Source organism: Solwaraspora sp. WMMD937 (assembly GCF_029581175.1).
Lineage (GTDB): Bacteria > Actinomycetota > Actinomycetes > Mycobacteriales > Micromonosporaceae > Micromonospora_E.
Map to the genome: position 1 here is coordinate 5,708,059 of NZ_CP120738.1, position 26,989 is coordinate 5,735,047.

Annotated in this window: 30 protein-coding genes; 14 read left to right on the forward strand and 16 right to left on the reverse strand. The window is 72.9% G+C overall.

Going from position 1 to position 26,989, the window contains the following annotated elements; all coding sequences use genetic code 11:
* Nucleotides 1–8 precede the first annotated feature (8 nt).
* Nucleotides 9–587, reverse strand: coding sequence for a hypothetical protein (locus tag O7621_RS25100; RefSeq protein ID WP_282231515.1), 579 nt, complete (start codon nt 585–587; stop codon nt 9–11).
* Between the two features lie 65 nt (nt 588–652).
* Nucleotides 653–1,885, reverse strand: coding sequence for a hypothetical protein (locus tag O7621_RS25105; protein ID WP_282231516.1), 1,233 nt, complete (start codon nt 1,883–1,885; stop codon nt 653–655).
* Between the two features lie 137 nt (nt 1,886–2,022).
* Here O7621_RS25105 and O7621_RS25110 point away from each other — a divergent pair, with 137 nt between their 5' ends.
* Both O7621_RS25110 and O7621_RS25115 read left to right on the forward strand, forming a co-directional pair.
* The gene (locus O7621_RS25110; RefSeq protein ID WP_282231517.1) at nt 2,023–2,982 is read left to right on the forward strand and encodes an intradiol ring-cleavage dioxygenase; all 960 of its coding nucleotides are present in this window, start codon (nt 2,023–2,025) and stop codon (nt 2,980–2,982) included.
* 11 nt (nt 2,983–2,993) lie between these two features.
* Nucleotides 2,994–3,251, forward strand: coding sequence for an FCD domain-containing protein (locus tag O7621_RS25115; RefSeq protein ID WP_282234724.1), 258 nt, complete (start codon nt 2,994–2,996; stop codon nt 3,249–3,251).
* Between the two features lie 68 nt (nt 3,252–3,319).
* Here the strand turns inward: O7621_RS25115 and O7621_RS25120 are convergent, their stop codons facing one another.
* Nucleotides 3,320–3,940: a C39 family peptidase gene (locus O7621_RS25120; RefSeq protein ID WP_282231518.1), complete on the reverse strand. Its 621-nt coding sequence runs from the start codon at nt 3,938–3,940 to the stop codon at nt 3,320–3,322.
* A 432-nt stretch (nt 3,941–4,372) separates the two neighbouring features.
* Here O7621_RS25120 and O7621_RS25125 point away from each other — a divergent pair, with 432 nt between their 5' ends.
* Nucleotides 4,373–4,690, forward strand: a complete 318-nt coding sequence (locus O7621_RS25125; protein ID WP_282231519.1) for a DUF2087 domain-containing protein — start codon at nt 4,373–4,375, stop codon at nt 4,688–4,690.
* Nucleotides 4,691–4,703: 13 nt separating this feature from the next.
* Here O7621_RS25125 and O7621_RS25130 read toward each other — a convergent pair whose 3' ends face one another.
* From O7621_RS25130 to O7621_RS25140, 3 genes are read right to left on the reverse strand one after another with little or no spacing between them, the layout of a single operon-like run.
* Nucleotides 4,704–5,540, reverse strand: coding sequence for an ABC-2 family transporter protein (locus O7621_RS25130; protein WP_282231520.1), 837 nt, complete (start codon nt 5,538–5,540; stop codon nt 4,704–4,706).
* Between the two features lie 2 nt (nt 5,541–5,542).
* Entirely contained in the window at nt 5,543–6,373 is an 831-nt protein-coding gene (locus O7621_RS25135; RefSeq protein ID WP_282231521.1) for an ABC-2 family transporter protein, read from the reverse strand.
* Entirely contained in the window at nt 6,370–7,380 is a 1,011-nt protein-coding gene (locus O7621_RS25140; protein ID WP_282231522.1) for an ATP-binding cassette domain-containing protein, read from the reverse strand. Before O7621_RS25140 ends, O7621_RS25135 begins: the two co-directional genes overlap by 4 nt.
* Before the next feature lie 118 nt (nt 7,381–7,498).
* Between O7621_RS25140 and O7621_RS25145 the strand changes: the two genes are divergently transcribed.
* Entirely contained in the window at nt 7,499–8,536 is a 1,038-nt protein-coding gene (locus O7621_RS25145; protein WP_282231523.1) for an EamA family transporter, read from the forward strand.
* 10 nt (nt 8,537–8,546) lie between these two features.
* The gene (locus O7621_RS25150; protein ID WP_282231524.1) at nt 8,547–9,431 is read left to right on the forward strand and encodes a diacylglycerol kinase family protein; all 885 of its coding nucleotides are present in this window, start codon (nt 8,547–8,549) and stop codon (nt 9,429–9,431) included.
* Here O7621_RS25150 and O7621_RS25155 read toward each other — a convergent pair.
* The 3 genes from O7621_RS25155 to O7621_RS25165 form a co-directional block, all read right to left on the reverse strand.
* Complete coding sequence (locus tag O7621_RS25155; protein ID WP_282231525.1) at nt 9,409–9,948, reverse strand: GNAT family N-acetyltransferase; 540 nt, start codon at nt 9,946–9,948, stop codon at nt 9,409–9,411. The two genes, O7621_RS25150 and O7621_RS25155, sit on opposite strands and share 23 nt — an antisense overlap.
* 47 nt (nt 9,949–9,995) lie before the next feature.
* The gene (locus O7621_RS25160) at nt 9,996–10,601 is read right to left on the reverse strand and encodes a hypothetical protein (protein ID WP_282231526.1); all 606 of its coding nucleotides are present in this window, start codon (nt 10,599–10,601) and stop codon (nt 9,996–9,998) included.
* A 373-nt stretch (nt 10,602–10,974) separates the two neighbouring features.
* Nucleotides 10,975–11,457 carry an NUDIX hydrolase gene (locus O7621_RS25165; protein ID WP_282231527.1) on the reverse strand — a complete coding sequence of 161 codons (483 nt, stop codon included), beginning with the start codon at nt 11,455–11,457 and terminating at the stop codon, nt 10,975–10,977.
* A gap of 108 nt (nt 11,458–11,565) precedes the next feature.
* Here O7621_RS25165 and O7621_RS25170 point away from each other — a divergent pair, with 108 nt between their 5' ends.
* The 6 genes from O7621_RS25170 to crtI are packed head-to-tail and all read left to right on the forward strand — an operon-like array spanning nt 11,566 to nt 17,014.
* Nucleotides 11,566–12,054, forward strand: a complete 489-nt coding sequence (locus O7621_RS25170; RefSeq protein ID WP_281550697.1) for a YbaK/EbsC family protein — start codon at nt 11,566–11,568, stop codon at nt 12,052–12,054.
* Entirely contained in the window at nt 12,051–12,827 is a 777-nt protein-coding gene (locus O7621_RS25175; protein WP_282231528.1) for a monooxygenase, read from the forward strand. Before O7621_RS25170 ends, O7621_RS25175 begins: the two co-directional genes overlap by 4 nt.
* Nucleotides 12,828–12,840: 13 nt before the next feature.
* Nucleotides 12,841–13,443, forward strand: a complete 603-nt coding sequence (locus O7621_RS25180; protein WP_282231529.1) for a GNAT family N-acetyltransferase — start codon at nt 12,841–12,843, stop codon at nt 13,441–13,443.
* Nucleotides 13,440–14,276: a carotenoid biosynthesis protein gene (locus O7621_RS25185; RefSeq protein WP_282231530.1), complete on the forward strand. Its 837-nt coding sequence runs from the start codon at nt 13,440–13,442 to the stop codon at nt 14,274–14,276. The genes O7621_RS25180 and O7621_RS25185 overlap by 4 nt, the downstream gene beginning before the upstream one ends.
* Entirely contained in the window at nt 14,273–15,448 is a 1,176-nt protein-coding gene (locus O7621_RS25190; RefSeq protein ID WP_282231531.1) for a glycosyltransferase family 2 protein, read from the forward strand. The genes O7621_RS25185 and O7621_RS25190 overlap by 4 nt, the downstream gene beginning before the upstream one ends.
* 27 nt (nt 15,449–15,475) lie before the next feature.
* Complete coding sequence (crtI, locus tag O7621_RS25195; RefSeq protein ID WP_282231532.1) at nt 15,476–17,014, forward strand: phytoene desaturase family protein; 1,539 nt, start codon at nt 15,476–15,478, stop codon at nt 17,012–17,014.
* A gap of 17 nt (nt 17,015–17,031) precedes the next feature.
* Here the strand turns inward: crtI and O7621_RS25200 are convergent, their stop codons facing one another.
* Nucleotides 17,032–17,709, reverse strand: coding sequence for a CDP-alcohol phosphatidyltransferase family protein (locus O7621_RS25200; protein WP_282231533.1), 678 nt, complete (start codon nt 17,707–17,709; stop codon nt 17,032–17,034).
* A 41-nt stretch (nt 17,710–17,750) separates the two neighbouring features.
* A complete protein-coding gene (gene metF, locus O7621_RS25205; protein WP_282231534.1) occupies nt 17,751–18,668 on the reverse strand; it encodes a methylenetetrahydrofolate reductase [NAD(P)H] in 918 nt (305 codons plus the stop codon).
* 60 nt (nt 18,669–18,728) lie between these two features.
* Here metF and O7621_RS25210 point away from each other — a divergent pair, with 60 nt between their 5' ends.
* Nucleotides 18,729–19,811, forward strand: coding sequence for a polyprenyl synthetase family protein (locus O7621_RS25210; RefSeq protein WP_282231535.1), 1,083 nt, complete (start codon nt 18,729–18,731; stop codon nt 19,809–19,811).
* 22 nt (nt 19,812–19,833) lie between these two features.
* Here O7621_RS25210 and O7621_RS25215 read toward each other — a convergent pair whose 3' ends face one another.
* The 4 genes from O7621_RS25215 to O7621_RS25230 form a co-directional block, all read right to left on the reverse strand.
* Nucleotides 19,834–21,222 (reverse strand): RNA-guided endonuclease TnpB family protein, encoded by a 1,389-nt coding sequence (locus tag O7621_RS25215; RefSeq protein ID WP_282231536.1) that lies wholly within the window; start codon nt 21,220–21,222, stop codon nt 19,834–19,836.
* A gap of 315 nt (nt 21,223–21,537) precedes the next feature.
* Nucleotides 21,538–21,930, reverse strand: coding sequence for a lycopene cyclase domain-containing protein (locus O7621_RS25220; protein ID WP_282231537.1), 393 nt, complete (start codon nt 21,928–21,930; stop codon nt 21,538–21,540).
* Entirely contained in the window at nt 21,927–22,367 is a 441-nt protein-coding gene (locus O7621_RS25225; RefSeq protein WP_282231538.1) for a lycopene cyclase domain-containing protein, read from the reverse strand. Before O7621_RS25225 ends, O7621_RS25220 begins: the two co-directional genes overlap by 4 nt.
* 5 nt (nt 22,368–22,372) lie before the next feature.
* Nucleotides 22,373–22,768 (reverse strand): Rv2175c family DNA-binding protein, encoded by a 396-nt coding sequence (locus O7621_RS25230; RefSeq protein ID WP_282231539.1) that lies wholly within the window; start codon nt 22,766–22,768, stop codon nt 22,373–22,375.
* Nucleotides 22,769–22,992: 224 nt separating this feature from the next.
* On the opposite strand from O7621_RS25230, the gene pknB reads away from it, so the two are divergent.
* Both pknB and O7621_RS25240 read left to right on the forward strand, forming a co-directional pair.
* Complete coding sequence (gene pknB, locus O7621_RS25235; protein ID WP_282231540.1) at nt 22,993–25,074, forward strand: Stk1 family PASTA domain-containing Ser/Thr kinase; 2,082 nt, start codon at nt 22,993–22,995, stop codon at nt 25,072–25,074.
* A 1-nt stretch (nt 25,075) separates the two neighbouring features.
* Complete coding sequence (locus O7621_RS25240; RefSeq protein WP_282231541.1) at nt 25,076–25,966, forward strand: deoxyribonuclease IV; 891 nt, start codon at nt 25,076–25,078, stop codon at nt 25,964–25,966.
* Here O7621_RS25240 and O7621_RS25245 read toward each other — a convergent pair.
* Nucleotides 25,963–26,985, reverse strand: a complete 1,023-nt coding sequence (locus O7621_RS25245) for a GntG family PLP-dependent aldolase (RefSeq protein WP_282234725.1) — start codon at nt 26,983–26,985, stop codon at nt 25,963–25,965. The two genes, O7621_RS25240 and O7621_RS25245, sit on opposite strands and share 4 nt — an antisense overlap.
* Nucleotides 26,986–26,989 lie beyond the last annotated feature (4 nt).

Here is a 26,989-nt window from a genome sequence, read left to right on the forward strand (position 1 = left end):
TCCCGGGCTCAGTCGTCGGCCGGGTCACCGACCGCTGCGGCGACCAAGTCGCGTACCCGCTGCTGGACAGCGGCCGGATCGGCGTCTGACACCACGGTCACGTTGCCGGCGTCGCCCGCCGGCTGGCCCTCGGCGACGAGTACGAAGTCGACCTGCGGGTAACGGGTGGCGTCCCCGGCCGTCGCGGCGGTCGGCGCCTCGCCGACGGCCAGGACCAGCTGACACTGGCTGCCGGCCAGGCTGGCGAGGTATCCGGCGGCGTTGTCGGCGGTCTGCGGCCCGTTGACTTCGAGGAACTGCACCCTGGCCCGGGTCTGCAACGAGGCGTCCTGCATGCCGGCCCAGACCGGTGCGGCGGCCGGGTCGGTCACCCCGGCGGATCCGGTGAGCAGGCAGGCGGTGACGTCACGGTACTCACGGGCGCGGGGCTCCTCGGGATCGTCCGGCCACAGCACCACCGTCAGCAGCACCGCCACGACGACGACCAGCCCGGCACCGCCGGTCAGCAGGGCGATCCGCTTGCGCCGCTGTCCATCCTGGTGGTCCTGCGTCCGCTGTCCGTCCCGACCGCCCTTGCGCTTCGTCACGGTCGCACCCTACCCGCACCGGGACACGTCGGGACGTACCGTCCACACTGATCCGCGCTGTTGGGTCAGCTGTCGGCACCGGGTCCGCCGATGGTCGGTCCGGTCGGCCAGAGCGCCGCCAGGTCGGCCGGGGCCAGCGGGCCCTGGTACGCGGCCCGCAGCACCGCCGCACGGCTCTGCGGGTCGCCCCGGTCGGCGAGCGCCACGAACCAGTCGACGCCGGCCGGGTACGCCCACAGGTACGACCGCAGTTGCGGGTCGACGCCGCGGTCGGTCAGCGCGTCGCCGATCTCCTCGTCGGACCAGAACGGCACCCGCTGCCGGGCCCACGCCACGCAGTCGGCGACCGGCACGCCGTCGTCGACCGCCCGGTGCAGCCCGGCCCGGACCAGTTGGGTGTAGTGCGTCACCCGCACCCGTGCCACCGCCGCCGCGTCGTCGCCGGTGACGAACAGCGGCAGCGCCTGCGCCAAGCCTTCCAGCAGCACCTGGGTGTCCGTGTGCACCGACAGCAGGCGTACCGCACCTTCGTCCACGGTCGACCATTGGGCGTACCAGCTGGCCGACTGTAGAGCGTGGCCGAGCACCTCGTGCAGCGCGAACACCCGGGCCTGCGTCTCGGTGAACTCGGCGCGCTGCCGGTTCAGCCGCAGCCGGGCGGCGGAGCCGGCCCCGTCCAGCCAGTACGACCAGTAGGCGTCGACGTCGACCCGTTCGATTGTCAACTGGTACGGCGCGGCGGTGCCGGTCGCCGCGCGTACGAGGGGTTCCAGCTCGGCCACCGCCTGCTCGATGGCGTCCGGGACGTCCTGGCGGCGCAGGATCCCTTCGGCACGGGCCAGTTGACCGGGGAGCCCGTCGTTCCAGTCGACGCCGAGGTCGGCCAGGCTCGCGCGGGCCCGGTCGCCGACCGCCGCGAGGTGGTCGTCCGGCCAGCCCGCCGCACCGCAGCCCTGGGTCCGCCGGATGTAGTCGGTCAGCGGCAGCCGCTCGCCGAGCATGGCCCGCAGGTAGGTGATGTCCGCGTCGACCCGGGCCCGCAGCCGGTCGTCGGCCCGGCAGTCCGGCTCGTCGGCCCGGCAGTCCGGCTCGTCGGCGACGGCAGTCAGTTCGTCGGCGACGGCGGTCAGTCCGGCCAGTACGGCGAACCGGCTGGTCGCGGGGGTGGGCGGTGGGGCGGCCGGGTCGAGCGGCGCGCAGTCGTAGTCGATCACCGGGGTGGCACCACGTCGGCGCTCGTAGCCGTCCCACGCCCGCAGCGTCGCCTCGACCCTGTCCCGTACCGGCATCGTCGTCACGTTCCCCATCCTGGCGTACCGACTGGCACAGCCAACTTCCAGCTGGGATCCAGCGGGCTGCGGGCAACGGCGGTGAGGGTTGGTCGCAGATCCGCACGACACCCGACAGTGAGCCCTCTTGACGAACGGAGAAACGGATGCGACGCGACTCCCGCCGGGACACCACCCCGCGCTACCAGGGACGTCCGCTGGCCCGTCCCGACGAGGAAATTGTCGACCAGGGCCTCGGCTTCGACCTCGGCACCCTGCTGGGTCGCCGGCAGGTGCTGCGGGCGTTCGGCCTGGGGGCCGCGACCATCGGCCTCGCCGCCTGCAGCGCGAACACGGGCGCCAGCGGCGGCACCTCGGCGGCGGCCGCGGCCGCCGCGGCGACCGGCGAGATCCCGGACGAGACCGCCGGGCCGTACCCCGGTGACGGCTCCAACGGGCCCGACGTCCTCGAGAAGAGCGGCGTCGTCCGCAGCGACATCCGCTCCAGCTTCGGCGAGTCCAGCGGTACGGCCGAAGGGGTGCCGCTGACCCTGGAGCTGACCGTCACCGACTTGGCCAACGGCGGCGTTCCGTTCGTCGGCGTCGCCGTCTACGTCTGGCACTGCGACCGCGAAGGCCGCTACTCCATGTACTCCGAAGGCGTCACCGACCAGAACTACCTGCGCGGCGTTCAGATCACCGACGCCGACGGCAAGGTCACCTTCGCCACCGTCTTCCCCGGCTGCTACACCGGCCGCTGGCCACACATCCACTTCGAGGTCTACCCCGACGAGGCCAGCATCACCGACGCAGGCAACGCCATCGCCACCTCCCAGGTCGCCCTCCCCCAGGACGTCTGCGACACCGTGTACGCCGAACCCGCCTACGACTCATCGGTCACCAACCTCGCCCAGCTCAGCCTCGACACCGACAACGTCTTCGGCGACGACGGCGGGGCGAGCCAGCTGGCCACGGTGACGGGTGACGTCTCGGCCGGCTACGCGGCGGCGCTGGCCGTGCCGGTCGACACCACGACGGCACCGACCGGTGGCGGCGCCGCTCCCGGCGGTGGTGGACCGGCCGGCGGTGGGCCCGGCGGGGCACCGCCCAGCGGCATGCCGTCCTGACCTGCCACGTACTGCCGCCGGGTCAGCCGCCCCACCGTCGTCCGCTTCGCCACCCCGTAGCCGATGCCACCGTCGTACGGCAGGTCGCTGCATTTCCAGTCCCGGACCACCAGTTCTGCGTGGCATCCAACCGCAGCCACCGGCGGATCTACGAACGCATCGCCGCGCACGACCCGGAAGGCGCCGCAGCGGCGATGTTCACGCACATCACCGAAGCCTGGCTCGTCCGCCGCAGCGGACCCGGCGAACCGGTCCGGCTGCAACGGTAGGGCCGGTCCCCCGACATGCCGCTGGCCGGGTTCCCGTACGGGAACCCGGCCAGCGCACCTGTCATCGGTCAGGCGGAGTAGCCGCGCTTGGCGGTCCAGTCCGCCAGCACCTCAAGATCCATCCAGTACTCCTGGCCCTCGTAGTACGGGTCAGCGATCTTCACCGTGTCACCACCATCGCGGTAACCCGTCACCGTCAGGTAATGCCCACCCTCATACGAATGCGCCACCCCGTCGACATCCGACGCCGTACCCATGATGTTCGCCACCACGGCCCGGTCGTCGTCCACCGCCTCACGCACATCCGCCTTCAACTTCTCCACATGCTCCGGCCTCGCAGCGGCCGCACCGATCGACACCGTCTCGTACTCGTCGCCACCGGTCACCTCGTTCAGCACCCGGGTCGTCTCCTCCGCCGAATCCGTACCGGCCTCGGTCGTCCCCAACTTGCCCGCCACCTCATCCTGCGACGGAGCATGACCCTGCGCCGTCAACGCGATCCGCGTCGCCGCCGGCCCGCAGTAGTAGAAATTCGGCTGCGCCTCGTACTGCACCGCCACCTCACGCGCACCACCATCGGCGGCACCCGGACCAGCCGCCTGCGCCGCCACCGCAGGAGCAGCCACCACACCACCAGCGGTCAACACACCAGCAACCGACAGAGCAGACTTACGGAAAATCGTGTTCATAACAGAATCTCCGTTCCGAGGGGAATGAACCGGACACCAGACCACACCGGGTCGATGACCGGTCACGAACGGGACAGAACAAGAACACGCACAAGAAAGTCGAACTCAAACGACGCGCTCCGACCCGCGCACACCCGCCGGTCCAGGCGGGGGGCGGTCTCACCGGCGCACCAGATACAACCACCCGGGGCTGCCCGACATTCCGCACCGGGCGGACCGGGCGACCCCGCACCACGGGCGCTCGCCTACTCGGTCCAACGCCAGGATCCAACGCCGCCCCGCCGGCCGATGTTCCCCCGCGCCCGACACCTCAGCCACCCGCCCGCCGCGCCACACCGAACCTCGCAAACGGCGCCTGACGCCCATCGGTGTCCTGCGTCCACCCGAAAACCGATGGCGACCTTGGCGGCGGGTTGCGTACCGTCCGGCGGCATGAGCGCCGAGTTGAGCCCGTTCATCCGCGAGGGACGTCTCGTCTCGTTGCCGGCCCGGCAGGCGCGCCGCCGCCCGGTGCTGGCGCACACCGCGCAGGCGTGCTTCGAACGCGACGTGGTCTACGACGAGTCGACGGTCGACGAACGGTTACGCCGCTGGTGTGATGGCGGTGCGGTGGACCACGTGACGGTCCGCCGATACCTGATCGAAGCCGAGCTGATGGCCCGGGCCGACGGCCGGTACTGCCGCAACGCGCTGGCGTTGCCCTACCCGAACACCGCAGAGCGGTACGTGGAGTCGATGGGCCTGAGCTGAGCCGACCCGGCCGTCAGTTGCCGGCGGACTCGTAACGGCGCAGACCGGATCGGAAGATCAGCGCCGCCACGCCGACGCAGTAGGCGGCGATCAGCGGGGTGAGCCAGCCCAGCCAGGTCGGACCGACCCCGGCGCGGGCGGCATCGCCACCACCGGCACCGAGCACCGCGCTGGCCGGGAAGAATCCGACGAAGGCGAACGGCAGCCCGACCACCAGCACCAGCCGCACCCCGAACGTGTAGACCGACACCGGGTAGCGGGCCAGGTCACCGATCTGGTGCACCGCGTACGCGAAGATCGAATGCGGACTCTGCAGCCAGAACGCCGACGAGTTGGTGGCCAGGCTGATCGACAGCTTGACCGCCATGCCGCTGGCGAACAGCCCCAACCCGCCGACGACCAGCGCCGGGGTCCAGGCGATGTCGACCCGCCACAGCGCCCAACCGAACATCGCCCCACCGGTGACCAGGTTGCCCAGCCCGTTGATACCGACGTCGTCACTGAGCACCTGCAGCACCACCGGGTACGGCCGGACCAGTTTGTAGTCCAGCTCCCCCTTGTTGACCAGCCACGGCAGCCGCCACACGCCCTCGAACAGCAGCGGCCCGACCGCGTCGGAGAGCACCACGATCGAGTAGATCAGGACCACCTCGGCGAACGTCCAACCATTGACCTGCGGCACCCGGGAGAAGACCGCGCCGAGAAATGCCAGGCCGACGAGCTGGGTCAGCGCCGACCCGGCGACCAGGATCCAGAAGTCCGCCTCGTACTCCAGGGTGGACCGCAGGTGGGCACCGAGGCTGCGCCGGTAGAGCCGCAACCCCCGGCGCAGGCCGGTCCGTGATTGCATGATCAACCCCCGTGTACGGTCAGTTGGCGCACCGCCGACCGCCAGGCCAGCCGGGCTCCCCACCACAACGCCACCGTCCACACCGCCTGAATGCCGATCAGCAGCCAGGCGTCGGATCCGGTCGCCTGGCCGAGGTAGATCGTCGCCGGGGTGAACGTCATCCCGGCGAACGGCAGCACCGCGGCGATCGCCTGCAGCCAGCCGGGCAGCAGGGTCAACGGCACCAGCGCCCCGGAGAACAGGTTGGTGATCGCTCCCCGGGCCAACGACACGCCAAAAATGTTCTGCGTCCAGAAGCACAGCAGAGCTGTCAGGTAGACGGTGGTGAACCGCAACGGCAGCACCAGCAGCGCGCTGACCGCGAACAGCGCCGCCTGGCCGGGCGGCGGCACCGGGACCGGCCCGGTGACCGCCAGCACCACGGCGCAGACCGCCAGCGAGAAGGCAACCTCGACGGCGGCGATGCCGAGCGTCTCGGCGAACCGGGCCCGCTGGTAGTCGACCGGGCGGGTCAGGTCGACCGCGACCATGCCATCGCGGATCCGGGCGGCCATCTCCCAGTCACCGAACGACATCAACGACCCGGTGACATAGGCGATCAGCAGGTACGCCTTCATCTGCGGCCAGCTGAACCCGCCGACGCTCGTCCCGGAGCCGAGCAGCACCGCCCAGATGGACAGCATGGCGAGCAGCTGCAGCAGCACCCCGGCCATGCCGAGGACGAAACTCAACGGGTACGCGACCGCGCTGCGGGCCGCCACCCGGGCCAGCGCCCGGTACGGCCGGACACCGCTGGACCGGGCCGGGGCGTCGGTGGCGGCGACCGTGGTCACGGTGCCGGCACCAGCCGCAGCTCACCGGCGTACACCTTGCGGACCACGTCCTCGATGGCCGGCTCGTCGATGCGCAGGTCGCGTACCTCGGACACCGCCGACACGGCCGCGATCACCTGGCCGGCGGTGACGGCGAACCGGTCGAACCGGACGGTGAACTCGCCCGGCGTCGCGCCGGCGGCGACCTGTGCGCTGCCGACGGCGGCGGCGACCGTGTCCAGCTCCACCGGGTCGGCCAGGTGCAGGTGCATCGAGCGGTGCCGGGCGAACTGGTCCTTCACCCCGGCCAGCGGGCCGTCGTAGATGATCCGCCCCTGGTCGATGATCACGATCCGCTGGCAGAGGTCCTCGATGTCGCCGAGATCGTGGGTGGTCAGGATCAGGGTGGTGCCGTCGGCGCGCAGCTCCCGCAGGAACGCCCGGACCCGGTCCTTGACCGCGATGTCCAGCCCGATGGTCGGCTCGTCGAGGTAGACCACCCGGGGACGGTGCAGCAGCGCGGCAGCCAGGTCGGCCCGCATCCGCTGACCGAGGGAGAGCTTGCGGGCCACCACCGGCAGCAGCTCACCGAGCCCGAGTACGTCGTCGAAGCGCTCCAGCTGCTCCCGGTAGGTGGCCTTGTCGACGTCGTACAGGTCACGCAGCAGAGCCAGGGACTCGCGGACCGGCAGATCCCACCACAGCTGGGTACGTTGGCCGAACAGCACACCGATCTGCCGGGCGTTGGCGACCCGCTGCCGGTGCGGCACCACCCCGCCGACCCGGACCTGCCCGGCGGTCGGCACCAGGATGCCGGCGAGCAGTTTCACCGTGGTCGACTTGCCGGCGCCGTTCGGCCCGACGTACGCCACCGCCTCACCCGCCTCGACCCGCAGATCGACGCCGTCGACCGCGACATGGTCGGCGAACCGGCGTACCACCAGGTGTTTCAGCGCGCCGCGCAGGCCCGGGTCCTTCACCGGCCGGCGGAACCGTTTGGTCAAGCCATCAGCTTCGATGAAGGCCATCTCCGAATGGTGCCGTACCCGTGCGTCGCCGCCCACCGAATTTCGGCCGGCGGACCACCATGCGGTAAGGGCCGATATCGGGTACGGCGCTGACAGCGGCGAGGGTAGCCTCACCGCCGTGACGACTGCGTTCGCCCGTCGACCGGCGCTCGGCCTGGCCATGGTGGTCGGGGCCAGCGCCCTGTTCGCAATCAACGGCACCGTTTCCAAGCTGGTGCTGCGAGCCGGGCTGGACGCCCCGCAACTGACCGTGCTGCGGGCGGTCGGCGCCTTCACCGGGCTGCTGGTGCTCAGCGTCGTGCTGCGGCCCGGTGCCCGCCGGGTGCGGCTGCGGCGCCGCGAGGTTCCGCTGCTCGTCGCGTACGGGCTGACCGGGTTCTTCCTGGTCCCGATGCTCTACTTCGTGGCCATCTCCCGGCTGCCGGTCGGCATCGCGCTGCTGTTCGAGTACACCGCGCCGCTGATGGTGGCGGTCTGGGCCTGGGCCGTGCAACGCCAGCAGGTGCGGTCCCGACTGTGGGCCGGGCTGGCGCTGAGCCTGCTCGGGCTGGCCTGCGTGGCGCAGGTGTGGGGCGGACTGACCCTCGACCCGCTGGGGGTGGCCGCCGGGCTGGGCGCGGCCGTCATGCTCGCCGCGTACTTCCTGATCGGCGCCCGGGGCGTCCAGGACCGCGACACCCTGTCCCTGACCACCTGGGCGTTCGGCGCGTCGGCGATCGCCGGGCTGATCGTCCGCGCCGCCACCGCCGGCCTGGACGGCTGGCAGCCGCTGCTCACCCGTACCGAGGGCGGGATGCCGGTCGCGTTGCTCTGCTGCTACGTGGTGGTCCTCGGCTCGATCGTGCCGTACCTGATGATCACCGGCGCGTTGCGGCACCTGCCGGCGACCAGCGTCGGCATCGTCGGCATGGTCGAGCCGGTGTTCGCCGCTACGGTGGCCTGGGTGGTGCTGGGCTCGGGTGAGACGTTGACCCCGGTGCAACTGGCCGGCGGCGCGTTGGTGCTGACCGGGGTGGCGTTGGCCGAGACCGCCCGGACCGGCGCCGGCGTGCCGCCCGCCGTACCGCCGGCACCCGACGGGCCGCTGCCCCCCGGACCACAGCTGCCGGACGGCCGGCCGCCGGCGGCTGGCGTAGTGGCGGGCGGCGGCGGGTAGGAACAGCGGTATGAGTGCACCGAAACGGGTCGCCGTCGTCGCGCACCGCAAGAAAACCCTCGGCGGCGGCCTCGACGAGTTGCGCGCGGCGATCGCCGGGCACGGCGCCGAGGACATCGACTGGTACGAGGTGCCGAAGAGCCGCAAGGCACCGAAGAAGGCCCGCCGGGCCGTCGAGCGGGGCGCCGAGCTGGTCTTCGTGTGGGGCGGCGACGGGATGGTGCAACGCTGCCTGGACGCGCTGGCCGGCCGCGATGCCACCGTGGCGATCATCCCGGCCGGCACGGCGAACCTTCTGGCGGGCAACATCGGCGTACCGGAGAACCTCGGCGAGGCGGTCCGGATCGGCTTCCAGGGCGAACGGCGCCGGCTCGACCTCGGCAGGATCAACGGCGAGCATTTCGCCGTCATGGCCGGGGCCGGTTTCGACGGGCGGCTGATCCGCGACGCCGACCGGGACCTGAAGGACCGGGCCGGCAAACTCGCGTACGTCTGGACCGGTCTGCGCCACGTCGGCGGCGTCACCCCCCGGACCCGGATCAAGGTCGACGGCACCACCTGGTTCGACGAGTCGGCCAGTTGCGTCCTGGTCGGCAACGTCGGCCGGATCACCAGCGGCATCCACGCCTTCGACGACGCCCGGCCCGACGACGGCTGGCTGGAGGTCGGGGTGACCACCGCGCAGGGGGCGGCCGAGTGGGCGCGCACGCTGGGTCGGATGGCGGTCGGGCGCTCGGAGCGCTCCCCGTTCGTCCGGATGACCCGCGCCAGGCGGGTCGACATCCGGCTGGCCGAGCCGATGACGTACGAACTCGACGGCGGCGCCCGGGGTCAGGCCAAGAAGATGAAGGTACGGGTGGTGCCCGCCGCGATCACGGTCTGCGTCCCGGCCTGATCCGGAAGAGTGCGTGGCGGCGCACCGGGCCGTCGGGCACGTTCGGGTGGTCGAAGTCGCCGTCCGGGTCGCGGGTCATCCCAATCCGCCGCATCACCGCCTGCGAACGCAGGTTGCCGACGGCGGTCAACGCGACGACCTCCGGCAGGCCGAGGGTGTCGAAGCCGTACGCCAGGCAGGCGCGGGCGGCTTCGGTCGCGTACCCGTGGCCCCAGGCGTCGCGGCGCAGCCGCCAGCCGACCTCGACCCCGCCGAACGGCATGTTGGCCTCCACCGGGCTCAGGCCGGTCATGCCGGTGAACTCACCGGTCGCCGCCACCTCGACCGCCCACCAGCCCCAGCCACGCTGGTCCAGGCCGGCCTGGCAGCGGGCCATGGTGGCGGCACTCTGCTCGCGGGTCGCCAGGCCCGGGAAGAACTCCCGCACCTGGGGGTCGGCGTTCATCGCCACCCACGGCTCCAGGTCGGACCCGCGCCAGTGCCGCAGCGCCAGGCGCGGCGTGGTCAACTCCGCCATGGCGGCACTGTAGCGCCAGTGCCGCACGCCGAGATCGTCGAGCCCGATCACCGGCCGGGCAGGAGGATCACCGTACGGCCGCCGCCGACCGGCCCCTCCTGGCAGGACAAGCCGGTGCCCTGCAGCCATCGGCCGGTGACCGCCACCGGATAGGTGACCTCCACGGTCCGGCCGGCGTCGGTGGTCGCCGAGAACCGCATCGGCAGTGGCGCCGCCAACCGGTGCATGATCGTGTCGCAGTCGAAGGTGACCCGTACGTCGACGGATCCCACTCCTCCAGGCCGTACGCGGGTCTGCCCGCCCGTGTCGGCCACTGCCAGGCCGGGGGACTCCGTGTCGAGGACCCGTACGTTGACCTGCTGCGTTCCGGTGTTGACCACGGTCACCTTGGCGTTCAGCTGCCCGTCGCCCATGCTCCACACCTCGCCGGCGAACGCCACCATCGAACCGGCGGTGGCCGCCGCAGCTCGTTGCTGCTGGTAGTCGTTGAGCAGCCAGCCGCCGAGGCCGCCCATGGCCACGCCGGCCAGCAGCACACCGACGAGCCGGCCCGGTCCGCGAAAGCGTCGCCGCGCCGCGTCGCCAGCCGGTGCCCCGGGCGCCGTCGCGCTGGTCGGCCAGTCGAGATCGATGAGCCGCCCCTCCGCCGTCACCGGACCAGGTTAGTCGCAACGCCGATCAGTCAAAGACAACGGTGGCTGCGTGCAGCGGACGCATCGTCACCTTCATCGGCCCTGGGGTGCCGGTCGGGCTTGATGCCGCAGGTGCATCTTGATGCACCTGCGGCATCAAGCTTGCGGAAGCGCCTTGGGTCCCCGGGAGCCGGCACGGGGCACTCCGCTCGCGCGGGCCGGCCGTACCCATCCGACTGATTGACCGGCGCCGAGATCCATCGCAGCACGAGCCGAACACCAGACACCTGTTCCGGCGTCGATCAGGTATCTGGTGTTCGGCTCATGCCGCAGCGGGCAGGCGTGCAGACGGAGCGAGGCGGGGCGGTGCGGTGCGGCGGGTGATCGGCTGGTTTCAGTGGCGGAGCAGGCCGCGTACCGGGACCGGGGTGACGTGGCCGCTCGGCGGGCGGGTGCGGTCGAGCTCCAGACCGACGTCGACGATCACCGCCCGGGTCAGCTGCGGCACCTGCGACAGCGGCACCCACTGTGCCAGGTCCGTGGAGCCGCCGACCTCGGGCCGCAACGCGCCGCCGACGACCCGTACCCGGTAGAAGACCCCCAGGTTGTGCCGTTCGCTGCGGCCGGGCAGCCGGCGCTGCATGGGCACCGTACGGGAGTCGACTCCGAGCAGCGACTCCACCTCGACCTGGTAGCCGGTCTCCTCGGCCGCCTCGCGGACCACCGCGTCGACCGGGTCCTCGGCGTGTTCGACCTTGCCGCCGGGCAGCGTCCAGTGCCGCCGGGAGCCGCCCGGCGAGACGTAGCGGGCCAGCAGCAGCTGCCCCTGGTCGACACAGACCGCATAGGCGGCCACCCGAAGCCGGTGGGCAGTCATGCTCGCATTCCTCCGCGCTAGATCCGCCACAAGGAGCATAACCACCCCAAATAGGGTGTAAATGATCCGGGCGGCGGCACGATCCGGGCCACGAGCAAGATAGAGGCCATGCAGACACATCCGAACGTGCAGGCGGTGCAGGACGCGTTGAACACCGCCGACGCCCGGGACGGCTCCGGCGCCAGCTGCCGGGTGCGGCTGCTGCCCGACGCGGTGCACACCGCCGCCGCGGCAGCCGCCGCCCTTGAGATCGAGGTGGGGCAGATCGCCAACTCGTTGATCTTCGACGCGGACGGTGAGCCGCTGCTGGTGCTCACCTCGGGCGCACACCGGGTGGACACCGCGAAGGTCGCCGCCGACCTCGGCATCGACGCGCTCCGCCGGGCCACCCCCGAGTTCGTCCGGGAACACACCGGGCAGCCGATCGGCGGGGTCGCGCCGCTGGGCCATCCCAAGCCGGTCCGTACCCTGGTCGACGTGGCGCTGCAGCAGTACCCGGAGATCTGGGCGGCCGGCGGCGTACCCCGGGCGGTCTTCCCGACCACCTACGCCGAACTGCTACGCATCACCGCCGGCACCGCCGCCGAGGTGGCGTGAACGACCCGGTCGGCCGTACGGCCCCGGTGCCCGAGCTGGTCACGCTGCACGCCTGGCGGGTCCCCCGGCGACGGTTGCCGCGGGTGCTGGCCCGGATGGCCGTCGACGCCCGCCGGCTGCGGCGCGTCGACGGCGTACGGTTCGCCAAACTGCTCGGCACCGGAACCGGCACCGGGTTCGGGCCCACCGACGTCGACCCGACCCGGTGGGCGGCGCTGGTGGTCTGGGACGACCCGGCGGCGGCGGCCGGGTTCGACAACTCGCCGGTCGGGCGGTCGTGGCGACGGATCGCCGACGCGCGGGTCCGCGTCGACCTGCGGCCGCTGCACAGCCGGGGCCGGTGGTCCGGCGTCGCCCCGTTCGGTGGGCCGGGTGGTGGGCCGGGCGGTGGGCAGCCCGGCGCCGGGCGACCGGTGCTGGCGTTGACCCGGGCTCGGCTGCGGCTCGCGAAGGCGGTCACCTTCTGGCGGGCGGTGCCGCCGGTCGCCGCCGCACTGGCCGACGCCGACGGGTTGCGCTGCCGGTTCGGCGTCGGCGAGGCACCGCTCGGCTGGCAGGGCACCGTCAGCGTGTGGCGGGACACGGCGGATCTGACCCGGTTCGCGTACCGTCACCCGCAGCACCGGGCGGCCATCACCCGGACCCCGGTGACACAGTGGTACGCCGAGGAGCTCTTCGCCCGGTTCGAGGTGCTCGGTGTCGCCGGCGACCGGGCCGTGCTGGGCTGGGCCGGAGAGGACGAGGATGGGACATGCGGTGCTGGCGGCGGATGAGAGGCGGACCCCGATGAGGCTGGTGCCGTGGCTGCCGGACGACCTGCTGCGGCGGCTCGACGACGTGGTCACCGTGTACGGCGAGGCGATGAACTACCGGGCCGAGCTGTTGGAGGTACGCCGGGGCTACATCGCCACCCACGTACGGCGCCCCGGATTCCGGGCGGTCGCCACGCTCACCGCCGAAGGCGCGCTCGCCGGATTCGGCTACGGCTACCGGTCGGCCGCCGGGCAGTGGTGGCACGACCAGGTACGCGGCGCGCTGCCGAGAACCGCCCGCGGCACCTGGCTCACCGACTGCTTCGAAGTGGTGGAGCTGCACGTGCACCCGCAGGCGCAGGGGCACGGAATCGGCGCGCACCAGCTGCGTACCCTGCTCGGGATGGCCGCCGGAGCGACCACCCTGTTGTCCACCCCGGAGGCCGACGAGCAGCGGTCCCGGGCCTGGCGGCTGTACCGGCGGTTCGGCTACGTCGACGTGTTGCGCAACTTCCACTTCCCCGGGGACGAGCGGGCCTTCGCGGTGCTCGGCCGCACCCTCCCGCTGCCCCACCCGCAGGTAGCACCGGCTGCGGGGGCCGGACCGACGACGGACCCGCAGCCGCGCCGGTCATGAGCGCACGACGGGTGCTGCCCTGGGCGATGTTGGCGCTGCTGGTGCTGGCCCAGATCGGCTACCCGCTGACCGGCGGCGGCACCCGGGCCGGGCTGACCGTCGCCACCGTGGTGATCGGCTTCGTCCTGTCGGTCGGCCACGCGTGGCTGACCCGGGGGCCGCGCACCGCCGCCGCGCTGCTGCTGGTCGCCACCGGCGGCGGGCTGGCGGTCGAGGCCTGCGGGGTGGCGACCGGGTTCCCGTTCGGCGGCTACGACTACGCCGGCACGCTCGGGCCGAAGCTGCTCGGCGTACCGGTGGTCATCCCGCTGGCCTGGACCTGGATGGCCTGGCCGGCGTGGTTGGTCGCGGTGCGGCTGGTCCGCCCGGTGGTGGCCAGGATCGCCGTCGGCGCGGTCGCGCTGGCCGCCTGGGACCTCTTCCTCGACCCGCAGATGGTCGCCGAAGGCCACTGGACCTGGCTGGACACCGACCCTGCGCTGCCCGGGGTGCCGGACGTCCCGGTCGGCAACTACCTGGGCTGGCTGGCCGTGGCAGCGGTGATGATGACGCTGCTGCAGCGTACCGCCGGGGTCGCCGCCCACTGTGCCGACGGGCCGGTGGACGCCCCGATGTACGCGCTGTACCTGTGGACGTACGCGTCGAGTCTGCTCGCCCACGCGGTGTTCCTCGGACTGCCCGCCTCGGCCGGCTGGGGCGGGCTCGGCATGGGGCTGGTGGCGGTGCCGTTCGCGGTGACACTGATCCGCTCGCGACGGGCGGCCGGACCTGCTGGACGCCCGCCGAAGCAGGCGGCTGGACCTGCTGGACGCCCGCCACGGCGGGCGACATGACCTGGTGGACGGCGGCTACGGCGGGTGCGCTCGGCATCGTCGCGGTGCTGCTGGCGCTGACCGCGGCGACGCTGGTCAACACGCTGCGCTGGCTGCGCCGGCCCGGCCCGGCAGCCCGGGTGACCGAGCCGGTGTCGATTCTGCTGCCACTGCGTGACGAGGCCGAGCGGGTGGCTCCGTGCCTGCGGGCGCTGCTCGCCCAACGGCAGCTGACCGACTGGCGGATCGTGGTGCTCGACGACGGGTCGACCGACGGTACCGCCGAGGTGGTCGCCGAGGTGGCCGGCGACGACCCCCGGGTACGGCTGATCACCGGCGCGCCGCTGCCGGCCGGCTGGCTCGGCAAGCCGCACGCCTGCCAGCAGCTCGCCGACGCGGTCCCCGCCGCACCGGCCGGGGTGCTGGTCTTCGTGGACGCCGACGTGGTCCTCGCCCCTGGGGCGGTGGCCGCCGCCGTCGGCACCCTGCGGTCGATGCCGGCGCAGCTGCTCAGCCCGTACCCGCGGATCGTCGCCGGGTCGGTCGGCGAGCGGCTGGTGCAGCCGCTGCTGCAGTGGAGCTGGTTGACGTTCCTGCCGCTGCGCGCGATGGAACGTTCGCCGCGTACCTCACTGGCCGCCGCCGGCGGGCAGTTCCTGCTGGTCGACCGGGACGTGTACCGGCGGGCCGGCGGGCACGCCGCCGTGCGGGACCAGGTGCTGGAGGACGTCGGGCTGGCCCGGGCGGTGAAGCGGGCCGGTGGGCGGATCGCCCTGGCCGACGGTTCGGCGTTGGCGACCTGCCGGATGTACGGGTCCTGGCGGGAGTTGTCCGCCGGCTACACCAAGTCGCTGTGGGCGTCGCTGCCGTCGCCGGCCGGCGCGGCCGCCGTCGTGGCCGGACTGTTGGCGTTGTACGCGGCCCCGCCGGTGCTCTGCGTCGTCGGGCTGGCCGGGCTGGCCACCGGGGCCGGTCCGGCGGCGACGGTGCTGGTCGCGGCCGGTGCCGTCGGGTACGGGCTGGGGGTGACCGGACGGGCGCTCACCGCCCGGGCCACCGGCGGCCGGGCGATGCCGGACGGATTGGCACATCCGATCTCGGTCGCGCTGCTCGGCTGGCTCGTGATCCGGTCCTACTATCTGCGCAAGCGACGGCGCCTCGCCTGGCGCGGTCGCCCGGTGGCCCTGCCCTGACCGAAACTGCTGTGAGGAGGAGCGCCGATGAGCCGGGTGGTGGTGATCGGCGCCGGGGTCGGCGGGTTGGCCGCCGCGATCCGGCTGGCCCACGGCGGGCACGACGTCACCGTCATCGAACAGGCCGACACCGTCGGCGGGAAACTGGCCCGCTGGACCCGGCAGACCCCCGCCGGTGCGTTCACCTTCGACACCGGGCCGAGCCTGCTGACCCTGCCGCAGGTCTTCGCCGACCTGTTCGACAGCACCGGCGAACCACTGGAGAAGGTGCTGGATCTGGTCGAGCTGGATCCGATCGTGCGGCACCGGTTCCCGGCAGGGCCCGGCGGACCGGGCGGGCCCGGCGGACTGGGCGGGCGGCCCGACCCGCGCTGGCTCGACTCGTGCGCCGACCCGGCGGCGTTCACCGAACGGATCGCGGTGGCCTTCGGCGACGGGGCCGCCGACGACTGGCAGCGGGTGTGGCGGCGGGCCCGACGGATCTGGGACGCCTCCTGGCGGGACGTACTGCGCCGGGAGGTCGGCTCGCCGCTGGCGATGGCGCGGATGGCGTACCGGCTCGGCGACCTGGCGGCGGTCGCGCCCGGCCGCAGCCTGCGCGGGATGCTGCGTCGCGAGGTCCGCGACCCGCGGCTGCGGACCCTGCTGGAGCGCTACGCCACCTACACCGGCGCGGACCCACGGCGGGCGCCGGCGGCGCTGCTCGCGGTGCCGTACGCCGAGTTGACCTTCGGCGGCTGGTACGTGCGGGGCGGGCTGGGGGCGCTCGCCGACGCGCTGCTGTCCCGCTGCCTGGACCTGGGCGTGGTGGTGCGTACCGGGTCGACGGTCACCGCGATCGACGCGGCCGGCGGCCGGGTGCACGGCGTCCGGGTAGCCGGCGAGACCCGTCCGGTGCCGGCCGACGTGGTGGTGGCCAACGTGGACGCGTCGCGGGTCTACCGGGAGCTGCTGCCGCACGCCCGGCGGCTGACCCGACTGGCCGACCGCAGCCTCGGCGGTTTCGTGCTGCTGCTCGGGGTGCGCGGCCGTACCCCGGAGCTGGCCCACCACACGGTGTTCTTCCCGCGCGACTACGACGCCGAGTTCGACGCGGTGTTCGGCGATCCGGGACGGGGTCGGCCGGCCCGGCCGGCCACCGACCCGACGATCTTCGTGACGGTCGCCGACGATCCGGCGGCCCGCCCGGACGGCCACGAGGCGTGGTTCGTGCTGGTCAACGCGGCCCGCCAGGACCTGTCGCTGGCCGGGGTGGACTGGCACCGGCCGGGTCTGGCCGACGCGTACGCCGATCAGGTGCTGCGGGTGCTGGCCGACCGGGGGGTGGACGTGCGGGACCGGCTGCTGTTCCGCGAGGTACGCACGCCGGCGGACCTGGCCGCGGCGACCGGCACCCCGGGCGGGTCGATCTACGGTACGGCCGGCGGGCTACTGCGGCCGGCGAACCGGGCACCGGCGGCCGGAATGTTCCTGGTCGGCGGGTCGGTGCACCCCGGTGGCGGGCTGCCGATGGTGACCCTGTCAGCGCAGATCGTCGCCGACCGGATCGGCCCGGCCGGCCGCTGAACCAACGCCCAGGACCGTCAGGCCAAGGCGCGGCGGACAGCGGTGAACAGTTGGCTGAGCCCGAACAGGCCGAGCAGCACCCAGACTGCGGTGGCCAGGGTGAGCACCCCGGCGGCGAGATCCGGCGCGATCAGCGCGGCGGCGCCGGCCAGCAGCAGGCCGACCAGGGCGATGCTGACCCGGGTCGGTCGCTCCCCGACCGTCACCGCGCCGATCTCCCGCATGCCGGCCGCCGCCGCCCGGGCCCGCAGGTACTCGTGCAGCCAGGACAGCGTGCCGGCGGCGGCGACCAGCGGGCCGGGGGCGCCGGCCAGCCAGAAACCGAGCAGCCAGAACGCCTCACCCGCCCGGTCGGCGAGCGAGTCGTAGACGTAGCCCAGCCGGGTGGTCCGGCCGGTGACCACGGCCAACGCGCCATCGACGGTGTCGGCGACCGCGGCCAGCAGCACCAGACCGGCGGCGGCGAGCAGACCGGGCCCGCCGCGCGGGGCGAGCACCGGCACCCCGAGGCAGAGCAGCACTCCGGCGGCGGTGACCGCGGTCGGGCCGACCTTGGCCCGGCCGAGCAGGTCGGCGACGGCGTGCGCGGCGCGCAGCCAGTACCGCACCACCGGGGTGGCGGTGCGGGGGTCGAAACCGCCGTGCAGCCGTGCCCAGGTGACGGCGTAGTCCTGCCAGTTGAGCCGGGTCTCCACGACAGCTCAACCGCTGCGGGACGGCTCGGGTGGCGGGCCGGTCACGCCCGGGTGCCGGCGGCGACGTTGAGCCACACCTCACGGGTGGCTGTCGACCGGTTCATGGTGATGAAGTGCAGGCCCGGCACGCCCTCGTCGATCAGCCGCTGGCAGAGCTGGTTGGCCTGGTCGATGCCGAGCCGGCGGACCGCGTCGGCGTCGTCGGCGACCCGGGCGAACTGGGCGGCCAGCGCCGGCGGGAACGGGGCCCCGGACAGCTGCTCGGAACGCTCGATGGTGGCGAGTTTGGTGACCGGCATCACACCGGGCAGGATCGGGGTGTCGCAGCCTGCCGCCGCGACCCGGTCCCGCAGCCGCAGGTAGTCGTCGGCGTCGAAGACCATCTGGGTGATCGCGAAATCCGCACCGGCCCGGCACTTGCGGATGAAGTACCGGGTGTCGGTGGCGACGTCCGGCGAGCGCGGATGTTTGTACGGGAAAGCGGCCACGCCGACGCTGAAGTCACCCGACTCGCGGACCAGCCGGACCAGGTCCTCGGCGTAGCGCACCCCCTGCGGGTGGGCCACCCACTCCCCGGTCGGGTCACCGGGCGGGTCACCGCGCACGGCGAGCACATTGCGCACCCCGGCACCGGCCAGCCGGCCGATGACGTTGCGCAGCTCGGCGACCGAATGGTCGACGGCGGTCAGGTGCGCCATCGGCAGCAGGGTCGTCTCGGTGGCGATCCGTTCGGTGAGGTCGACCGTGGTGTCCCGGGTGGTGCCACCGGCGCCGTAGGTGATCGACACGAACGACGGCCGCAGCGGCTCCAGCTCGCGGACCGCCTGCCAGAGCAACTGCTCGCCGGCGGGGGTCTTCGGCGGGAAGAACTCGAACGAGAAGGTCGGCTGGCCGGCGCGGATCAGCTCCCCGATCGACGGCTGCGAGCCGGGGAGTACGGACGGTAGACCGAGAGCCACGCAGCCGACTGTACCGGGTGGCCTGCGGGCGGCGCATCGACCAGCCGATAGCGTCAGGGAGTGGCAGACAGCATCACGGTCGCGCCGACCGACCGGGCCGACCTGCGTCGACGTGTCGACCGGGCGTTGGCCGACTTCCTCCAGGGCCGGCGACGCTGGCTGGGCGACGTCGACGAGGCACTGCTGCCGGTGGCCGCGGCGATCGAGGACTTCGTGCTCGGCGGCGGCAAACGGCTGCGGCCGGCGTTCGGCTACTGGGGTTACCGGGGAGCCGGCGGCGGCGACTCACCCGAGGTGGTCGCGGCCCTGGCGGCGCTGGAGTTCGTGCAGGCCAGCGCCCTGATCCACGACGATCTGGTGGACGGTTCGGACACCCGGCGCGGCGAGCCGTCGATCCACCGGCGGTTCGCCGCGCACCACCGGCGCAGCGGGTGGCGCGGGCCGGCGGACGGCTTCGGTGCCTCGGCGGCGGTGCTGCTGGGCGATCTGTGCCTGGTCTGGTCCGACGAGCTGCTGCACGGTGCCGGGCTGACCGACGGGATGCTGCGCCGGGCCCGGCCGGTCTTCGACGAGATGCGCACCGAGGTCACCGTCGGGCAGTACCTGGACGTGCTCACCCAGTTCACCGGCGACACCTCGGTGCACCGGGCCACCCAGGTGGCCCGGCTCAAGTCGGCGAAGTACACCGTGGAGCGGCCGCTGCTGCTGGGCGCGGCGTTGGCCGACGCGCCGGCCGCCGTCGCTGCCGGCTACTCCGGGTACGGGTTGCCGCTCGGTGAGGCGTTCCAGCTGCGTGACGACGTACTCGGGGTGTTCGGCGATCCGGCGCTCACCGGCAAGCCGGCCGGCGACGACCTGCGGGAGGGCAAACGTACCTTCCTGGTGGCGTCCGCGTACCGGACGACGTCGCCGGCCGGCCGGGGGTTGCTGGACGACCGGCTCGGTGATCCGGCGCTCGACGCCGACGGGATCGAACGGCTGCGCGAGGTGATCGTCGCCAGTGGCGCGTTGGCCGTCACCGAGGCACGGATCACCGAGCTGACCGAGCGGGCGTTGACCGCGTTGGCGCCGGTGCCGGTCGAGCCCGAGGCCGGGCAGGTGCTCCGGGAGCTGGCGGTGGCGGCGACCACCCGTACCGGCTGACCGCCGCCCACGCCAGACCGGCTCAGCTCAGCCGGTAACTGTTGGCGAAGTTGTTCGGGCTGCACGTGTTGAGCCGGTTGGTCACCAGGTCGTAGGTGTACCCGGACGGGACGGTGCAGGTGGAGATGTTGTCCCTGGGCAACCGCAGCCGGTAGCTGTTGGCGAACATGTCGAACCTTTCCCTTGACAATCCTCCCCGCACTAAGGGACGGGGATTCCCTGGGTCGCCCCAGGGGGTTCCTGCTTCGCCGACGACCGCCCCGTCCGAGAGGAGGACTCCCGGTGAGGTCTTACACCGCCTCCACAGGCAATCACGGAGAGCCCCTCCGCGAGAATGTTGCGGGCCGCGTACGTCCCGGTCATGGGCCTGCCCGCACCGGCAGGTCCACGACCGGACCGCCAACGGCATCCGGCCAGCCAGTTCGCCGCAGTCCGAGCACAGTCGGGTCGACGGGAACCAGCGGTCCACGACCACCAGATCGCGGCCGTACCAGTCCGTTTTGTACTCCAGCATGCTGCGGAACTGCCGCCAGGCCGCGTCGGAGATGGCGCGGGCCAGACGGTGGTTGGCCATCATGGTGCGGACGGTCAGGTCCTCGATCACGATCGTTTGGGTTTCACGAACGAGCCGAGTGGTCAACTTGTGCAGGTGATCGCGGCGGCGGTCGGCGATCCGGGCATGAACCCGGGCCACCGCCAGCCGAGCCTTGGCCCGGTTCGCCGAACCTTTGGCCTTGCGTGCGAGGTTCCGCTGGGCGCGGGCCAGCCGATCGCGGTCACGGCGTTCATGTCTCGGGTTGGGGATCTTCTCCCCGGTGGACAGGGTGAACAGGCTGTCGAGGCCGGCGTCGACCCCCACCACGGCAGTGGTGGCCGGGGCCGGCTCGATCCGGTCCTCGCAGAGCAGGGAGACGAACCAGCGGCCCGCCGGGTCCTGCGACACCGTCACCGTCGACGGCGCCGCACCCTCCGGCAACGGTCGGGACCACACGATGTCCAACGGATCGGACATCTTCGCCAGGGTCAGCCGACCGTCGCGCCACCGGAACGCGCTGGCGGTGTACTCCGCCGACCGCCGCGACCGCTTCCTCGACTTGAACGTCGGGTACCGGGCCCGTTTCGCCCAGAAGTTGGCGAACGCGGTCTGCAGGTGCCGCAGCGCCTGCTGCAGAGGGACGCAGGAGACGTCGTTGAGGAACGCCAGGTCGTCGGTCTTCTTCCACCCGGTGAGCATCGCCGACGTGGCGTTGTAGGTGACCCGTTCCCGACGCAGGGTCCACGCCTCGCTGCGGGCGGCCAGCGCCAGGTTGTAGACCAGCCGGACACAACCGAACGTCCGGGCGAGCTCGGCGGCCTGCCCAGGGGTGGGGTAGAAGCGGTACTTGAACGCCCGCTTCACGGTCCTGGACACAGTCCACAGTCTAGCGATTCGGTCGTGAGCCGTGGGGTCGCGTGTGGGGTGGACGCCGATCCGCCTTGGCGGCGGATCGGCTTTCCCTGTCCTGCTCCGCAGGAGTTCCGTTTCCTCCCCGGCCGCAACGCCGGAGTATCCACGGAAGGCATCCGATGATAGATTTCTCCCCTTCGGGCAGAACAGAACTGGGGTATAGGTAGGTTCGCGCGACCGTGGTACGGACGGTAATCGATCAGATGACGCAAATCAATGCATCACATCGCGACGGATTTTGCCGTGAACAAATCGGTTGAATTGCATAGCAGTTTCCGGTCAGTGCTCGTCTCTGCCGGTGTCCCCGGGCCGGCGCCCCGGACGCCGCCGCAGCCGGGCGAGCAGCCAGTCGCCCTCGCCGGCCGCCGGGCTGCGCTGCACACCGCGTCGCCCCAGCCACACCCACACCGACAGGGTGAACAGCACCATCGCGAAACCGAACAGCAGATCCTCGACCGGCGCGTACGCGATCCGCAGCCCGACGATGACGGCCGGGTCGTAGCGCACGATGGCACGGCCGGTCAGGATCCCGTTGGAGAGCAACTGGAAGCCGACGATGATCGGGTAGGTCGTCCAGAAGACCGCCCGCAGCACCAGTCGGGTGCGCAGCACCACGAGGTCGACCAGCACGGCGGCCACCACCCCGAGCAGCGCGGCGACGGTGTAGCTCACCGGACTCGCCGCCGGCCGGCATCGGCCCCGTCGCCGCCCCGACTGCGGTCGGCCTCGTCGCCCGCCGGCCGGTGGTCGGCCTCGTCGCCGGCCGACCAGCGGCCGTCGGGCCGGCGTGGGCGGCCGGGCGGGGTGCGCACCGCGCGGACCGCCTCGAACCCCAGCACCGTGCATATCGGCACGACCACGAAGAACAGCAGCTCGTCCAGTGGCAACCGGCCGGGCAGCAGCACCCCGGTCGTCTGGGCGGGGTCGAAACTCCAGTGTCCGGCGGCGATCGCGGCCAGGTCCCAGGCAGCGAAGACCACCACCACCGCCAGCAGGGTCAGGGACAGCCGACGCCACCGGCGGAGCACGTTGACCCGCAGCACCGGCTCCAGCCAGATCGCGGCGAACAGGCAGCCGGCCAGCACCGCCAGGTAGCTGAGCTGACCCATGCCGGTCAGAAACCCTCGGCCTGTGCCCGACGTTTCACCTCGCGGGCGCGGTCCCCGCCGAGGGCAGTCGCGGGGGTGCCGGGCAGCGAATCGTCCGGCCGGTACAGCCAGCCCAGCATCTCCTCGTCGGAGAATCCGGCGTCGTGCAGCAGGGTCAGGATGCCGGGCAGGTGCTTGCGTACGGTGTGGTTGGCCACCAGTTCGGCCGGCACCCGGCGGACCCCGTCGCGCCGGACGGCGAGCAGCTCCCGGTCCCGGATCATCTGGTGGACCTTGCTGATCGTCACGTCGAGGCGTTCGGCGACATCGGGCAGGGTCAGCCAACCGGCCGGCTCGCCGACGGTCACCGGCCCGGTCCCACCGGAGGCCGGCGGCGCTGGGGTCGAGGCGGGATCTGTCACGTCACCACCCTGCCACGCACCGGCCCTGCCGGCACCACTGACCCCGTCCTGACGCGTCCGGTGAGCCCGTCCGGTTGCGCCGCGACGGGTCGCCGTTCGGTGGGCCTGGCGGGTTGCCAGTTGATTGCCGTGCGCTGCCGGCAGGTAACGGTTTGGCCCGGTTCGGCGGACCCGGCCTGATCGGAGTTCTGCCCTCCCCCTGCGGCCGCATAGACTGCCTGCCGATGGACACACAGGTCGCCGACTCGCTGCTGGGCTCGTTGATCGACGGGCGGTACCGGATCCGTGCCCGGGTGGCGCGGGGTGGCATGGCGACCGTGTACACGGCGACTGACGAACGGCTCGAGCGCACCGTCGCGCTGAAGATCATCCATCCGACCCAGCTCAACGACGTGCAGGGTCGCGATGCCGGGTTCCTCGACCGGTTCACCGACGAGGCCAAGACCATCGCCCGGCTGACCCACCCCAACGTGGTCGCCGTCTACGACCAGGGCACCCACCTCGGGCTGCCGTACCTGGTGATGGAGTACGTCCGGGGCCGGACGCTGCGCGACGTGCTGGCCGAGCGACGGCGGCTCAACCCGGGCGAGGCGCTGGCGATCCTGGAGCAGATGCTGGCAGCGATCGGTGCCGCCCACCGGGCCGGCCTGGTGCACCGCGACGTCAAACCCGAGAACGTGCTGGTCGCCGAGGCGCCGACCGGCGGCGCCGGGAACCTGATCGACAGCGTCGTGAAGGTCGCCGATTTCGGCCTGGCCCAGGCCGTGCAGGCCAGCGCCGAGGCCGGCGGCGGTCAACTGATGGCCACCGTGGCGTACGTGGCGCCGGAGCTCGTCACCCAGGGCCGGGCCGATCCGCGTACCGACGTCTACTCGGCGGGCATCGTGCTGTTCGAGATGCTCACCGGTCGGGTGCCCTACGACGGTGACCGCCCGGCGGAGGTCGCCTGGCAGCACGTCGACCAGGACGTGCCACCGCCGTCGCAGTCGGTGCCGGGTGTCCCGGCGATGGTCGACGACCTGGTCGTGCGGGCAACCCGCCGGGATCCGGGTGAACGCCCCACCGACGCCGGAGCGCTGCTGTCCGACGTCCAGGTGGTCCGCGACGATCTCGGCAACGCGAGCGCCAACACGGCGGTGCTGCGCCAACTGGCGCAGCCCACGATGGCGGTCTCGCCGGTGCCGGAGGCCGAGCGCCCGTCCTGGGCCCGACTGCCGGAGCCGAAGGACCGACGGGACCGGTCGGCACCGCGCCGACGGGCCGCCTCCAGCACCGTGGTCCGCTCGGCCGCCGCCGGTGGGCCACCGGTGATGGCCAGCGGCGGAGCCGACCCGGCTCCCGGCCGGCGGCGCAGCACCGAGCGGAGCCGGGCGAAGAGCACCGAGCAGCCCGGCGGCGCAGGCCTGGGTGGGCTGCGGGACCGGCTGGTGGAGAACCCGCGGGCCCGGCTGGCGGCGATCGCCGGGGCGCTGGTGTTCCTGCTGCTGCTCGGGGTCGGCGGCTGGTGGCTCGGGGCCGGCCGGTACACCGTCGCGCCCAGCATGGTCGGCCTCGACCAGGCGCAGGCACAGGCACTGGCCGCGCAGCGCGGCCTCACGATCAGCGTCGCCGACCCCCGGCACGACGAGAACGTCGCCCGGGATCTGGTGCTGGCCCAGGATCCGCCCGGCAACGGCCGGATCGTCCGCGGCGGCGAGATCACCCTGACCTTCTCCCTCGGTCCCGAGCGCTACGCGGTGCCCGACGTGGTCGGCAAGACGCTCGACCTGGCCCGGGTCGACCTGGAGAAGGCGCAGCTGGTGTTGGAGCAGGCGGCCGACCGGTACGACGACAACCTGCCCGCCGGCGTGGTGGCCGCCGTCGACCCGCCGGTCGGCACCGAGGTGCAGGCCGGCGACGTGGTGAAGGTGACGGTCAGCAAGGGCCGGGCCCCGATCACCGTGCCCAACGTGGTGGGGCTCGACGTCGACGAGGCCCGGCGGATGCTGGAGGAGCTCAAGCTCGAGCCGCTGGTCGCCTCCGAGGAGTCGGACAAGCCGAAGGACCAGGTCATCGGTCAGGAGCCGGCGGACGGCGCCGGGGTGGAAGAGGGTACGGAGATCAAGCTCAGGGTGAGCGAGGGCCCGCCGGCGGTCGTCGTGCCGAGGATGATTGACCGGCCCTGTCAGGAGGCGCTGGCCGAACTGCAGGGCCTGGGCTTCCCGGTCCGGGTCGACTTCAACCCCAACGGCACGGTCCGCTACCAGAGCCCCAACGACGGGTCCGAGGTGCCGCCCGGCACCGAGATCGTGATCGGCTGTCTCTGAGATGCCGGTCGACGGTTCCGCCGGGCACCGGCCGGTCGGCTCGCACACGCCCACCTCGGGCGGGCTGGCCCGAGCCGCGCTGCCGTACGCCGACACGGCCGCCTCCGAGGTGGTGCAGGTGTACGTCGGCAACTCGCGCGGCTGGGCGATGCCCGACGGCGACCCGGCCCAGGACGTGGCGTTCCGCGACGGCTGCGCCGAGCGTGGGCTGCGCGCGTACATTCACGCCTCGCTGCTGGTGAACCTCGGTTCGCCGACGACCGCCACGGTGGAACGCTCCGCCGCGACCCTGGCGCACGCGCTGCGCCGGGGCCGGGCGATCGGCGCCGAGGCGGTCGTCTTCCACGCCGGCAGCGCCGTCGACGACGGGTACGCCGACACCGCTATGCGGCAGGTCCGCGAGGCGCTGCTGCCGTTGCTGGACGCCGCCGAGGCCGCCGACGGACCGATGCTGCTGGTCGAGCCGAGCGCCGGCGGCGGCCGGTCGCTGGCGTCCCGGGTGGAGCATCTGCGGCCGTACCTCGCCGCGGTGGACTGGCATCCCCGGATGGGGGTCTGCTTCGACACCTGCCACGCGTGGGCCGCCGGGCACGACGTGGCCGGCACGGGTGGCATGACGGCGACGATCGACGCGCTGGTCGACGCCGTCGGGGCGGACCGGCTGCGGCTGGTGCACGCCAACGACTCCCGCGACGGTTGCGGGTCCACCCGGGACCGGCACGAGACGATCGGCGAGGGCATGATCGGCGAGGCGGCGTTCGCCGAGTTGATGCGGCATCCGGCCACTGCCGGCGTGCCGGTGCTGGTCGAGACGCCGAGCGAGAAGCACGTCGGGCACGCCGCCGACATCGCGACGCTGCGTCGCCTGGCCGAGGCGGCGACTGTGCGCTAGCGGCGCAGAATGGCGCCGAGCACCTCGCCCGCCCGGTTCACCGCCGCGTCGTCGACGTCCAGGTGGGTGACCAGCCGGGCGGCGGTCGGCCCGAGCACCGACACCAGCACCCCGCCGGCCCGGGCCGCCTCGGCCAACGCCGGGGCGTCCAGCGTGGTCTTGGTCAGGTCGAGACCGACGATGTTGCTGCGCACCTGGTCCGAGCGCACCACACCGTACGGCTCCAACGCCTGCGCCAGTCGGGCCGCCCGCACGTGGTCGTCGGCGAGCCGGTGCACGTGGTGTGCCAGGGCGTACCGCCCGGCGGCCGCGAGCACCCCGGCCTGACGCATCCCGCCGCCCATCCGTTTACGCAGGACGCGGGCGGCCGCGACCCGTTCGGCGCTGCCGACCAGCACCGAGCCGACCGGTGCGCCGAGCCCTTTGGACAGGCACACCGAGACGGTGTCGAACAACGCGCCGTAATCGGCCAGTGGCACGCCGTCGGCGACGTGGGCGTGCCAGATCCGGGCACCGTCACAGTGCAGCGCCACCCCGGCGTCGGCGGTGACCGCCCGCAGCCCACGCAGCACGTCCAGCCCGATGATCTGCCCGCCGGAGCGGTTGTGGGTCTGTTCGACGGCGACCGCCCGGGTCGGCACCGCGCCGTACCCGGCCGGCCGGATCATCGCCGCGACCAGGTCCGGGTCCGGGTCACCGCCAGCGGCCGGCCAGGTCCGTGAGGAGATCCCGCCGTACGCGGCGGCGGCCCCGACCTCGTAGGTGACCACGTGTGCGTCGGCGTCGCAGAGCAACTCGCCGCCGGACGGCACCAGGGTCTGCAGGGCGATCTGGTTGGCCATCGAACCGGTCGGGGCGAACAGCGCGGCCTCGTGGCCGAACATCGCCGCGACCTGCGCCTCCAGCGCGTTGACCGTCGGGTCCTCGCCGTACACGTCGTCGCCGACCTCGGCCGCGGCCATCGCCGCCCGCATCCCCGGCGTCGGCCGGGTGACGGTGTCCGACCGCAGATCGACCACCGGC